This is a genomic window from Dysgonomonas sp. 511 (genome assembly GCF_010501105.1).
Classification (GTDB): Bacteria; Bacteroidota; Bacteroidia; order Bacteroidales; family Dysgonomonadaceae; genus Dysgonomonas.
Window position 1 is genome coordinate 96458 of the sequence record NZ_QVMQ01000004.1, and the last position, 14100, is coordinate 110557.

Consider the following 14100-nt stretch of genomic DNA (forward strand, 5'->3'; position numbering starts at 1 on the left):
GTTACTTATTGTTTTTTTGCCCACCAAAGGTCGGTAGTGGCTACGTCGTCTCCGCCCAGCATTTGTACAGCTTTCAGTACATTTTCACTGTTTCCTGTATATTGTCTGTTAGGGAACGGTAAACGCCTTACCATACGCTCGTTTGATACAGTTCCGATAAACCCTGCCGAACTAAGATTGTCTGCAGGTGGGAAAAACTGAGGGAATCCGGTACGGCGATAGTCGCACCATGCTTCCATTCCTTGCGGGAAGTTTGCAAGCCATTTTTGAGTAATGATTTTTTCCAATTTGGTATTTTGGCTTGTTCCTGCATCGTCCCACGATACAGTTATCGGATTGGCTACGGAAATTTTATGTGTTGAAACGAATGCATTAGTATACTGTGCCGGAGAGGTTGTACTTGTCAGATATGAACCAATGGCTACCTGATGTTGTTCCATCGACAATTTTATACCTTCTTCATAATATGCTTTTGCCTGAGCATCGCCTCCGGCAATCCAACCCCTAAGTGCAGCTTCGGCCTTCAGGAAGGCTGTTTCGGCAGCACAATAGACTAATAATGGAGAGTTTACAGTAAAAGCTGGTTTTGAAAAATAGACAGGACTTCCATACCTTGATTTGAGTACATTCTTAATACCCATGCGCACCCCTCTGTATCCGCCATAATTGACATTCGTAGAAGTAGCTTCAAGCATATAAGCCGGAAGGCGAGGATCTTCGTAACCATTCATATAGGCAGTCAATACTGCACTTACTGCCAGGTCGCCCCATGTAACGGCGGCCTTGTAATATGGATTGTCGGTAGTAGGGATAAATGCATTATCTCCATTGGTTTCTATCGGGCCATCAGCTATGGCTTCTGCCATTACTTTTTTTGCATATTCTGTATCCACTGCTGCTATACGAACAGCCATACGCAGCTTCAGCGAATTGGCAAATTTGAGCCACTTGCTAAAATCGCCATTGTAAACCTCATCGTACTTAGCCAATGGGCTTTCGTCCGAACTATCAAGCAGATAACTGGAAATAACTGCAATACTATTGTCCAAGTCTGCTATCATATTGTGGTAAACATCCTGCACATTGTCGAAAGGCAAGAACTCTTCACCGCTACCTATCGCCGAATAAGGGATAGGACCATAAGTATCAGTCATGCGGAGCATCGAAGCTACACGCATTATATTCACCCATGCGTAAATATAACCACGACGTTCGGTTACTCTAATTACTTTATTGAAGTTGGAGTTAAAGCCAACCATAATGTTAGAAAATGGCAGATCGACCCAATTGGATGTGGGGTTGAAAGTACCGAAATTGGTATTTTCCCACGGATTGGTAGTTGCAAAATATCCTCCATACTGGCCTGCAACCATTTGTTCGAAGTGCTGGTTGTTATTTTCCTGTGGAGAATGCATTGCATATGCAAATGCGGGCATAAGTGCTCCTAATCTTTCGGAAGGAGAAAAGTCCTTATCTTCCGGAAGAGTCGGATGATAGTTCATATCGCTGTCGATACACGATGAAAATAAAACTGCAATGGATATGCTTATTGCAGCAAATACCGTTTTAAAGCTATATTGTTTCATTGTTGTTTTCTTTTTAGAATTGTAACTTGACACTAAAGCCCATATTCCTCAAACTAGGCGTCATAAAATTATCTACTCCTGTATAGAAGGTACTTGATGCTGACGGTACCAATTCGGGATCGAATGGTGCTTTACAATATAATATCGCCAGATTGCTTCCTATAAGGCCTAACGTTATATCGGCAATATTGCTCACCCATCGTCTAGGGATAGTGTACTCAAGGCTTACTTCTTGCAAGCGTACATTGTCGGCATCGTACACATAATAGTCGCCCTTACCTGTACCTTCGCCTATGATACCCAAAAAGTCTTGAGCCGAGATATTACGTCCGTTGATAGTTACACCTCCTGCTTCGCGAAGCTCGGCGCTGTACTTAGATACCCCATAAGAGTCGAGTACTGCTTGCGTGTTGGAAACCACCAATCCGCCTAAACGGGCGCTAAGCATTACATTCAATCTTACCCCTTTGTAAGCAAATGAATTGCGCCATCCCATATTCATTTTAGGCAGTAGTGACCCTATTTTCTTATATTCATTTCCCTTTAGGTTAACCATTGTCGGAAGAAGGGTAGCATTATCGAGATAGATATAACCATTGTTGTCGCGTTTGAAATCGGAAGTCATATAGATATCACCCATAGTACCACCTTTTGTCAATCTTACCTGAGGAGAGCCTGGTCTACCCAAGGTTGCCATATCAACCCACGGTGTCTGTTTTCCGGTTTCATCAGCCAACAATTCCTTTACCCTATTTTTATTATGAGAGAGGGTATAGTTGGTTGACCAAGAAAAGTCGCCCCACTTATTATTGTAACCAAGCGCTAATTCTATACCTCGATTCTGCACTTTACCCGCTTGAATATATTCTGTCTTATACTCTACATAATTGTCCTCCCTGGTGAAGGTTTGGTGTTTTGTATTCGAATCATAATAAGTAGCATCAAGAGTAAGCGCACCCCCGAAGAAACGTAGATTAAGACCAAGCTCATACGAGTCGGTAATCTCCGGCTTCAAATTATAATTTGCCCGCGTAGTTACCATTTTATACGTATTAGATTGGGAATCGTAAGTGTAAAACTCCCGAGTCAAGTACGGTTCATAAGAGTTACCAACCGATGTAAAGGCAACGCGTCCTTTCAGGTAGGTAAACCATTTAGGAAGAGTAACAACCTCGCTAAGCAATCCGGATAGACCGACAGAAGGATAGAAAAATGATCGTGCCTTATCTTCTGAACCTTGCAATGCCGAATCCCAGTCGTTACGTCCTGTAAGTGTCAGGTAAAGGAAATTTTTATAACCAATTTCCGCATTAGCAAATATAGAGGTTGTACGGCGATCGAGTCCACCATCCTCCAATTTGAAGTAGCTACGCCCCATATTTTCTGTAGTAAACCAGTTTGCTAACTTATCAAGGTCACCTTCCACCCAATGGTTATTCATCCTACGATCTTTAAGAGATGTACCAAGATTGACATTGAAAGAAAAATCGTCAACTGACTTATTCAATGTACCCATAAGGTCGCCATAAACCTGTCTTTCCTCGCGTAGATTCAATCTATAGCGTCCTTTATCACCAGCCAGTGCCGGCAAAGTACCCGCTTCGAATTCGTTCGTGTTACGATAGTTGGAGTTGTCCACATTTACACGGCCTATCACGTTGAGCCATTCGGTAATATTATATTTTAAGCTGGCCGACAACATATAGCGTTTTCTATTTATTTTTCTATTCATATTGTTCATTGTCCAATATGGATTTTGTATAGATTTCGCCTGGTCGCCATAAGGCCAATATTGTACATTGGTTTCTCTCGATGCATCGTAACGTTCATACAACTGCACTTCGCCGAAATCTTCTCCACGAGGAAAAAGGTAAAGTGCAGGTAGAGGATTGTAAGCATGTCCCTGAGAAACCATATTCTTACTTTTCTGTATAATATAGTTTATGCTGGCATCCAACAAGAATTTATCATTCAGGAAAGAAGTCGTATTACGGTAAGTAAAATTGTAACGGTCGTAATCATTGTTCGGAAGAATACCTGAGGCATTGTTTGCCGAAAAAGAAAGATAACTTTGGCTCTTTTCGCTACCCGTAGATAATGCAACTGTATTGGCGACATTGGTACCGGTGTTAAAGAACTTTTTAGGATCGAACCTTTTTTCGGTTTCGGCTCCCCAACTTGTTACAGCATCGCCAGCACTACCATATTTATTTTGGAAGTCCGGCATCATCAACGCACTCGAGAAAGTCGTATTGTTGCTATAAGTAACAGTTGTTTTATCGGCACGTCCTTTTTTGGTAGTAATCAATATAACCCCATTTGCTCCTTCGTAACCATAAAGAGCTGCTGCCGAAGGACCTGTGAGGACAGACATACTTTCTATATCGTCCGGGTTGATATCGGCTGCACTTTCGGTGTCAGGCTGAGAATAGTCATTAGTGCCGCCACCGCTTACTCTGTTGTTCATAGGCACACCGTCGATTACATAGAGGGCATTGTTGCTTAGAGTTATTGACTTTGAACCACGCAAAACAACTTTTACTGCAGCACCCGGGCCAGCAGCACTGGAGTTGATTTGTGCTCCGGCAACTTTACCTGCCAGAGAGTTCATAAAGTTGGCGCTTTTTACTGTAGTCAGGTCTTCGCTGGTTATTTTTTGCACGTTATAACTCAACGCCTTTTCTGAACGTTTGATACCTAATGCTGTAACAACAACATCGTCGAGTATTACTTCATTTTCTTCGAGAATGATGCTGAATGAATTGTTTGTTCCTACAACTTTTTCTTGTGGATTATATCCCACGTATGTGAATACAAGCACATTCTGAGGCGATGCGTTTATTGAGAATTTTCCATCTATATCGGTCATCGTACCTACTGTTGTTCCTTTGACAGCAACGCTTACTCCTATCAGGGGTTCGCCCGATCTGTCGTGTACGGTTCCGGTTATAGTTTTGTTTTGTTGTGGAGACATATTTTCCGAAGCAGCCTTCTTGTTTGTAAGGATAATGTGTGTACCTTCTAAAACAAAGTTGATGTCGGTATTCTTTAGTGCATCACTCAATACTTGACTGACTGACTTATTACTAGCAGACACTGATACCATTTGTTTTGTCTCCAGTTGATTGCTGTAGATAAACAGATAGTCAGTTTGTTTTTCTATCTCAGCCAGAAGTTTTTCCAGCTGCATATTCTTTTGATTAATAGTTACCCGCGCATTCTGGGAATACGAATTTCCAGCGAATACGGAGAGTATCCCTATAAATAGGAAGAAAGTTGTGATTTTCATAATTCTAAAAAAATGTTTAATTTTTTTATTTTTCAGGGATAAGTGGTCTTGAAAAACATTATTTTCCATAGATTTACGATGTTATTGATTAATACGATCCAAATTGTATTGATTTTCCTAGCCAACAAGTGTTGCAGCACTTGTTGGCTTTTGTTTTCTTGCGACTTCTGTTACTTCATAGGCTGTTCCGATTTTTAAGGTTATTTACTAAGGTTATTTCATTTTATGTATATTATATGTTTTTCGGTATCGCGTTTATATTTAAATCTGAGTTCGCGCTGTAATACACGCAGGGCGTAATCTACCCCATCGGCAACCCTGAATTTGCCCGTAAATGAAGATCTTCCGATTTTAGGATTTTGAATCACAATCTTTATATCATATGTTTTCTCGAATGATTTCATAATATTTTCGAAAGTTTCGTTTTTGAAACCGATAAGTCCATTGCGCCACTCATAAGAACTAAAGTCTGTAACTTGTACGCTTGCAAGATGATGCGCATCAATATATGACTTATGATTTGGCTCCAGAATCAATGATTGCTCCGGTTTGCCAACCAGGCCAACGCGTACTTTTCCGTCCATCAGGGTAGTTTCGAATACTTCGCTGTCGGAATAAGCCAAAACATCAAATTTTGTCCCCAAGGCGGTTACTTCTCCTTGCTTTGTTTCCACTGTAAAAGGGAGTTCTTCATTCTTTGCTACATCAAAATATGCTTGCCCGTCGAGATAAACACGCCGCTCTTTGGAGTTGAACGACACCGGGTATTTTATAGTCGTTTTGGCATTCAGCCAGATATCTGTACCATCGGGCAATATTACATTCATCCGTTGACCGGCAGGTACTGATATGGTTTGCATAGCTAGAAGAGTATCGGTATCGTCCGATTGGGAAAGATAGTAAGTCATCCCCAAGGCGGTAACCAAAACTACGGCCGCAATCTTTACAAATTCTTTCAGGTAGAACCTGACATTTTTCCGTGTCTTATTTTCGTCTCCTTCAAATTCTTCATATTGCACATCTGTATATTTACTATTCAATATGAATGCATCATATATCTGACGCTCTTTAAAGAAAGATTTTTCGTTTTCGGGCGAACTATCCAACCAACTTCGTATAGCTTTCTCCTCTTCTATAGAAGTAAGGCCTTCAAAAAACTTATATAATAAATTGTTATCCATTTTATCTGTCATCTACTGTTATAACAGATAAAGGAGGGGTATCCCTAGTGGTTTTCGAAGAAAAATAATAACAAAAAGACAAATACGTAGTCTTTCAGGCTCTTACGAAGTAGAGATAATGCTTTTGTAATGTGAAATTCAACTCCTTTGGTAGAAATATCCAATGCTTGAGCAATTTCTTTATGAGACATATTCTTGTATCTACTCATAACAAATACATCTAATGTCTTTTGTGGCAGTAAAGCGAGCGTGTCATTTATTATCTTCTGAACTTCTTCCGAAAATAATGCTTGTGGATCACAAGCCTCGAGGGTAGAGATACGCATATCTAGCTCCCATGCCGCATGTTCTTGTATATTACTCAAAGCCTGGTGATGAATTTTTGTCTCCTTTAAATGATTTAAACACCTGTTGCGAACTATTGTCAATATATAGGCCGGGAGGTTTGAGTTCTCATATAAGTTTTCCCTATTTTCCCAAAAAACAATAAAAGCCTCGGTAACAATATCTTCGGCAACCGAGGTGTTTCTCACATATGAATTTGCAAAGCGTACAAACCGAGGATGATAATCTGTATATAACTGGTTGAATATTTGCAAACTTATATGTTCTGTCATAACAACATTAAATATGTTTTTCACCAACTCGATAAGCAAATGTAGTAAAAAAACGTTACAACAATAGGATAATCTTAGATATATTAACAATGGGCACTTTTAAAAAACAGTAAAAATATATACTATAAATTAATATTAACATCAAAAAGCAGCAGCGAAATCTTATCGCTACTGCTTTCTGCTATCTATCTAACCCTTAATTAATCGACAAAAGACAAGCTTGTTCCGTTTAGTTTTACATCAGAGAATTTGGCTGTAGCGGTTTTAGAATTATCAGAACTATTTACGGCAAAACCTATATACAACTTCTCTGGCAGGGCTGCCGAAAACTCTTTATTCTTTTCCGTGCCAAAAGTAACTCCTCCGTCCAACGAATAGGAAGCATAACTCTTATTGCCTTCCCTTCTGATCTTCAGATATACATTGCCCGAACCTGTTGGCGCTGTCTGGGTCGCTTTACCATTAGTTCCTGCTGTTAACCGGTACATATGCACATAAGTACCATCTCCACCTTTACTACTCATCGCGAACAATAGATTGCTTGCAGATTGGGAAATATCAGGCGTAAATAATATTCCTGCTTGTCCCTGATTTTTAGCAGTCGGTGAAGTATAATCATCAAGGCGAACAGTCATTTCGAAATTTCCTGTAACTTCCCGATATACATAGCTGAATGTTTGAGCACTACTCTCAAATTTACCTTTTCCAACCATTGTGATTCCGGTACCATCCGATGATGCAGTATTCACTCCGGCAGCATCTCCCACATTCATGGCTAGCCAGCCGCCACCGATAGCAACTCCGGTTTCGCCACCATCGTCGCCACCACCATCATCGCCACCGTCGCCGCCGTCATCGCCACCGCCGGCAATTCCACCATTATCCACTGCAATAGGTGCGCTTGCATATCCCGGCAATTTGCCGACTCCTGTAGCAGAAGGTACTATTGTTGCGATATCTTCAGCAGTATCCACTACGTAATTATAAGTAGGCTTAAAATCATCATATGTAAGCGGAGTAGCAAGTTTCTCTCCATTATATGCCTTGTATTCCACATTTGTGAACGGATACGGGTCGGAAGCATTAGACGGTTTGTTGGTATATGTATTATTATATTCATACAGATATCCGGCAACACTACCTGTCAGGTTCGAAACCCAAGAACTTCCCGATTTCTTGGCTGGGAATGTACAGATATCGGTTGGCAAGTGTACATTATCGAAGTTGTTGTATTCTACCAATACCTTAGCTCCATATGCACTACCTACCCCATAGGTGGTAACTCCATCGAAGAAGTTGTTGTAAACGTGAGCTTTACCAAAGCGCACCCTTGGATGTCTCGAACTTGACTTTTCGAAATAGTTGTGGTGGAACGTTGCTGTTATATCCACATCTGCTGTAGCACCATTAGAATGGCCTACAAGGCAGCTTTTCTGGGTTTTGATGAAGCGGTTCCACGATACTGTAACCTGCTTGGTTGCATGGGTTATATCACAAGACCCATCTTCGTAGTCCTTTGTTTGATTAATGGACTCGAAAGTACAATGGTCTACCCATACTTTGCTCGATTCCTGCATAGAAATACCATCTGCACCATTGTCTGCTTTAGGCATTTTGATATATACATTGCGGATAATAATATTTTCAGCCTCATTCAAGAAGAATCCAATATTTTCCATTACGAAATCATTCGTCCCATAGATAGATATATTTTTGGTACGCTTGATATCGAACCACGGACTATTAGCAGCTCTACCATCATCTTTCTTGAATGTACCACTCAGCCAAACAATAGCCGGCACTGCCGATTTTGCTTTCTCACGGGCAAGAAGCCAAGTCTGGAATTTCTTACCATCGTTGAAGTGATGGATATTAGCGGTTGTTGCACCTTCTCCTCCGGTTGTACCTTCGGCATAACCATATAGTTTATCCAGTTCTACCTTGCCTACAGTTGGAGGTGTAATTTCTTCTTCTCCGCCCCCATCATCACCGTTATCGCAAGTCTTTTCTGTAGTTTCCTTCAGGGTAACTTTTATCTTGTCGTTGCCCGAAGGGAATATTACAACAAGGTTTTTGTCTTCGTTGAACGATACTTCGTAGCCGCTTCCTCCTATAGTAAAAGTATTGTTGGCATAAGTATGTGTCTGTTCTTCTCCACAGTTGATAGAGACACTTTCCTGCCCTATAACCCAAAGGTTGCCTATTTCGCCCTCGCTCTTTGGCTGGTTAGCACCTGTAAGTACCTCGTAAGCTATAACTTCGTAAGTACCTGTTATTTCTTCAATCAGTATTTCATTTACAATGTCGTCAATATCCTCACATTCATTCGTTGTAGGTTCCAGATAAACTTTTGTAAGTATTTTGGATGCCGAAGTATAGGTGACTACCAGCCTGTCTCCTTCTTTGCTTACAGCATACATGTTTTTTTCGGTTGTAGTCATTGTATTGTAGGCGTAAGAATGTGCTACCTTTTCGCCACAATCAATAGAAATAGCTTTCTCGAATATCATCCAGATATTGCCTATCTGGCTCTCGTCGGCAACAGCCTGGCGTCCACTATTAGGATAGGTCAGGCATTCGGAAACCTGATAAGTACCGATAATTTCCGCAATCGGAATTTCCGTATAAGAGGAATTTCCCTTTGGATCGTCTTCGTCGGAACACGATACCAGAAAAACAATGCAAAGGATTGCAAATAACGAGTACCAATTGATACTCCTCTCACATAGTAATTTCTTCATGTTGTTAGATTTAATATATATTTAATGGTATTAGTTTTGCATAGCAATGGCTAAAAGCTGAGTTTTTGCAGCTCTATCAAATAACCAACATTGCGCTATTATTCAAATACTTACAGAGTAACCCCGGTCTTGAAGATAGCGATTTCCTTAAATCCAGTTTCTTCGTGCTTCAGGTGTTTGCCGTTGCATATCTCTATTGTGAAGTTTATAAAGTCTTGCAATACTGACTCCATACTTTTCCCTTCGAGCAATGTGCCGGCATTGAAGTCGATCCAGTTCTGTTTGAAGTTGTACAATTTAGTATTGGTCGATATCTTCATTGTTGGTACGAAAGCACCAAACGGAGTGCCTCGCCCGGTGGTGAACAGTACGATCTGGCAACCCGACATAGCCAACGCTGATGCAGCTACAAGGTCGTTGCCGGGAGCGTTGAGCAGGTTCAGCCCATGTCTGGTTACAGGCTGCCCGTAGTCCAGCACATCTACTACTTCCGAATTGCCTCCCTTTTGGGTACAGCCCAGCGATTTGTCTTCGAGGGTGGTGATGCCTCCGGCTTTATTTCCCGGCGAAGGGTTTTCGTATATCGGCTGGTCGAATTTGCGGAAATAGTGTTTGAAGTCGTTGATAAGCGATACGGTATCGTTGAACACCTTTTCGGTTTCGGCACGGTTCATCAATATGGTTTCGGCTCCGAACATTTCGGGAACTTCGGTGAGTATGCTCGTTCCGCCTTGCGCAATCAGCCAGTCGGAAAACTGTCCTACCAATGGATTGGCAGTGATACCCGAAAAGCCATCGCTACCTCCGCATTTCAAGCCCACTTTGAGTTTCGACAGCGGAAGCGGTTCGCGCCTGTCGTTGCGCATATTGTCTACCAGTTCCTTCATCATCCGGAAACCGGTTTCTATTTCATCCTGTACCTCTTGGCTGATAAGGAAACGGACACGTTTGTCGTCCCATTCGCCCATTACTTTCTTAAAGTCTTTTTGCTGGTTGTTTTCGCAGCCGAGACTTAATACCAATACCCCGCCGGCATTCGGATGCTTGGCAAGGGCGGCAAGGGCTTTCTGGGTATTCACGTGGTCGTCGCCCAGTTGCGAACAGCCATAGTTGTGAGTATATACGCGGATATCGTCGATATGAGATACATCGAGTTCCGATTTTACCCGGTTGATAATGGCTTGCGCCTGCCCGTTTACACAGCCAACAGTGGGCACAATCCACAGCTCGTTGCGGATACCCATTTCGCCGTTGTAGCGCAGGTAGCCGTTTATCTTGAGATCGCTTTTCTCGATATCGAGTTTCGGACGAACCGGAACATAGGTATATTTCAGATCGTCGTGCAGGTTGGTCTTTACATTGTGCGTATGCACATGGTCGCCAATATGGATATCTACGGTGGCATGGCCGATCGGATATCCATACTTTACGACATCTTCATTCTCCTTGATTTCCTTGGTGGCGAATTTATGCCCGGTAGGGATATCGCCTTGCAATGTTATATCAGCCCCGTCTACATTTAGCGTGTCTCCTTTTGTAAGGTCTTGTATAGCAACACTTACGTTATCGCCGGGGGCTATTTTTAGATATTTATTCATGACGGAATCTTTTTTAGTTACAAGTTACTACGCCCTGCGGGCAGTTACGAGTTACAAGTATTTTTTAGTAGACTGCTTTCTCCCCGGGGTATAGAAGGGAGTATCGGATTTCCAGGCTTCGGCCGCCGCTACGTGGCGAACTTCCTGACGGGTTGCACCACGTAGTAAACAGGCCTGCTTAACTAACCTAAAATTCCTATGATAGCACAGTTCTTAATGCTCCTAACATACCTTTGCCAAGTATCAATTCCACGTCTGCCGATACTTCGTCGGCAAAATGAGGCACTTCGGCAAAGTTTTCTTTCCACATGTCTTTGTTTGACACGATAGCCGACACCCAGCCTTTGATATTGTTCTTATCGAAAGAGTTTTGGATAAAATCTATAAATTCAGGGGTGTCGTTCGGTGTAAAACCTTTTGCCTCCGATTGTCCTGAGTAAAGGACAATCGTGGCGGCAAATGAGAAAATTGACAAACGGGCGTCTTTGCCCAACTTCTTATAATTATCGTACACTGTAGGATAATCGCGGGTTTCCCATTTGGATATAGAGTTGAGTGAAATATCTTTCAGATAATGTTTAAGATACGGATTGTAGAAGCGTTCGAGTATCTTGGCGGCAAAGACTTCGAGTTCTTTCGGGTCTTCGTCTATCACAGGAAGCACCTCTTCGGCTACCATACGGTTGATATACTGTTCTACTTCAGGCGTATTGAAAGCATCCATCACCGTTTCGCAACCCAATTGCAGTGCTACGGGAACCATTGCGGTATGCGAACCGTTCAGTATGCGTACTTTCTTCGCACGGAAAGGGCGGATATCGTCCATAAACAATACGTTCAACCCGGCTTTGTCGAGCGGGAATTTTTCTTTGATGATGCTGTCGCCGCCGATAGCCCATACGTGGAAATATTCGCCTTTGACTACCAGATTGTCGTCGAATCCCAGTTCGGCTTTGATTTCGTTGATGTTTTCGCGCGGGAATCCGGGTACGATACGGTCTACCAACGTATCGTAAAAATGACAGGCTGTATTTACCCATTCTATAAAGCCTTCTTCAAGATTGTTGTACCTGGCATGTTTAAGTATATAATCGTGAAGTGTAGAGCCATTGTCTTCGATGAGTTCACAACAAATAATGAGAAGGCCTTTGTTGGGGTCGCCATTGTATTTTTTATACCTTTTATGAAGTAATGCAGTCATTTTAGCAGGGAAAGACTTCGGTGGTTCGGCCGTCAGGTCGTCGCCTTCTTCGTAACGGATTCCTGCTTCGGTGGTATTGGAAATTATCATTTCCAGTTCTTCGCTCAGAAACAGTTTCTCGTATTCCGCATATTGGCAATAAGGATTCAGTATGTCCATGATGCTTTTTACCAAGGCAACCTCCTTTACGGGTTGTTTATCCTTGATTCCTTCCAGATAAACATGGTACATGCAATCCTGCGATTTAAATATATCGGCAATTTCCCTGCCTTGGGCGATAGGCTGTACTGCTGTTATGCCATGATTCATAACGCCTGCATCGTTGGCTTTATCTATCATCCAGTCTACAAAAGCACGAAGGAAATTGCCTTCGCCAAATTGCAATATTTTTACCGGTAAATCTTTCTTTTCTACTGTAGTCTTATTAAGTGGTTTCATGGAATTTTATTGTTATCGGTGTTTATATTATTTTTTCTTTATTGTGTATGCCAACGGATTATTCAGGCGGAGCAATACTTCATCTATACACTCCAGCAGCTTTTCTTTTGTTGCTACAGGGTCGTTGTCGAGTTCCCAGGTAGGCATAAAGTAATATTCGGCAAAACCATCTTTGGCATCGAGTACCACTACATGGTTGAGGGCATCTTCTGTTATCTCCTTCACCTTGTCGACAGGAAAGAAAACCACCAATCCCTGCATATCATTATTGAGGCTTTGCTTGCCGAATGTGGCAATATAAGACCATTTACCCTTTGCCTGTTTGCCAACTATCAGTTCTGCATTTTTACTTTTTATGATGCCTGTAGCTATATTGTCTATTTCGCCGTCGATAGATAGCGCCATATGAGAGGCCCTGCTTCCTGCATCTATAGATATAAGTGATGTAAGGTCACTTTTTTTGCCATTGGCATCCCATCCGTAATAGATAGTCTTCACTTGCGAACGTACTTTGCCATCGGCAGCGATGAGGCAGGTAACACTGTCTTTCTTTTCCACCCTAACAGCTTTTTCGCCATCCCATACAGCAATAGAACCCAAACCAAGGGCTTTGCCTACTTTCAGGTTGTCCATACCCCAGTCGGCCATGTTGTGATAGTTGTCGAATCCATCGACGCCTACAGCCGGAAGCACTATGCCTGCCGTTTTCTTTGCGAATACATCTATTGCATTGCGGTTGTCGAGATAGAAGCGGAATGCAACTTTGTCGCTTTCCCAGCCCGGCCCTTCGTATTTTATGTAGTACGAATGGTCGCGAAACGAACCCGGAAGGGTGATATAGTTAGGTTTTACCCACGAGTAACCTCCTACATATTTATGTCCTTCGAAATGCCCGCCTATCTTATGCGATAATTCGGCATAAGTACGTTTGGGATAAGCGGAGGCAAAGCCTTTCTGTAAGGAAACGTCTATTTTACCCTTTGCCCCGATCTTATCGACCGGTATTACAGCATAGTCATTGCCGTCTGTTTTTTTGATAATTTCCACCGGAACTATTTGTCCATTTACAGTAGCCGTATAATGGCCAAAGGATAAATTCAATCCGGCAACGGGGATTTCCAATGTATAGTCTTTTACTTCCTGTGCAGCTTTATTCTCTACTGTTATCTTTTGGGAGAAAATAACAGAAGAATGTATCTGAAAAACAAGAATCAGTGACAGGGTAAGCAAGCTATGTCTTGTGAAAATATTCATTGGTTCTTTAAGGCTATAAAACATTAACAATACTTGTGGGGATTAAAAGAAAATCCACCATCTACAAGCAAATGTAAATGCATTATTTAATTTATAAAGGGGAGAATTTGACTAAAACAATTTCACCCCGTATATTTTTTATATGGAAATGGAGGCCTGTGGTTGAGAAATAATGAAGATAACAGAGTACACAAG

The 14100-nt window shown here is 41.9% G+C and carries 8 protein-coding genes; all 8 read right to left on the bottom strand.

The genetic code is table 11. The annotated features are described in order from the left end of the window. Positions 1-5 precede the first annotated feature (5 nt). The 8 genes from D0T57_RS03120 to D0T57_RS03155 all read right to left on the bottom strand — a co-directional run bounded on the left by D0T57_RS03120 (position 6) and on the right by D0T57_RS03155 (position 13905). Positions 6-1586: a SusD/RagB family nutrient-binding outer membrane lipoprotein gene (locus tag D0T57_RS03120; RefSeq protein WP_163270789.1), complete on the bottom strand. Its 1581-nt coding sequence runs from the start codon at positions 1584-1586 to the stop codon at positions 6-8. A 13-nt stretch (positions 1587-1599) separates the two neighbouring features. Beyond that, complete coding sequence (locus D0T57_RS03125; RefSeq protein ID WP_163270791.1) at positions 1600-4875, bottom strand: SusC/RagA family TonB-linked outer membrane protein; 3276 nt, start codon at positions 4873-4875, stop codon at positions 1600-1602. Positions 4876-5093: 218 nt separating this feature from the next. Beyond that, positions 5094-6056, bottom strand: a complete 963-nt coding sequence (locus D0T57_RS03130) for a FecR family protein (RefSeq protein WP_163270793.1) — start codon at positions 6054-6056, stop codon at positions 5094-5096. A gap of 44 nt (positions 6057-6100) precedes the next feature. Further along, positions 6101-6673, bottom strand: a complete 573-nt coding sequence (locus D0T57_RS03135) for an RNA polymerase sigma-70 factor (RefSeq protein WP_163270795.1) — start codon at positions 6671-6673, stop codon at positions 6101-6103. A 200-nt stretch (positions 6674-6873) separates the two neighbouring features. After that, positions 6874-9414 (bottom strand): polysaccharide lyase family 1 protein, encoded by a 2541-nt coding sequence (locus D0T57_RS03140; protein ID WP_163270797.1) that lies wholly within the window; start codon positions 9412-9414, stop codon positions 6874-6876. A 110-nt stretch (positions 9415-9524) separates the two neighbouring features. Beyond that, a complete protein-coding gene (locus D0T57_RS03145; protein WP_163270799.1) occupies positions 9525-11012 on the bottom strand; it encodes a UxaA family hydrolase in 1488 nt (495 codons plus the stop codon). Positions 11013-11208: 196 nt separating this feature from the next. After that, on the bottom strand, positions 11209-12651 hold the full coding sequence (locus D0T57_RS03150) for a tagaturonate reductase (RefSeq protein WP_163270801.1): 1443 nt from the start codon (positions 12649-12651) through the stop codon (positions 11209-11211). Positions 12652-12678: 27 nt separating this feature from the next. Then, positions 12679-13905 carry a DUF4861 family protein gene (locus tag D0T57_RS03155; RefSeq protein WP_163270803.1) on the bottom strand — a complete coding sequence of 409 codons (1227 nt, stop codon included), beginning with the start codon at positions 13903-13905 and terminating at the stop codon, positions 12679-12681. Positions 13906-14100 lie beyond the last annotated feature (195 nt).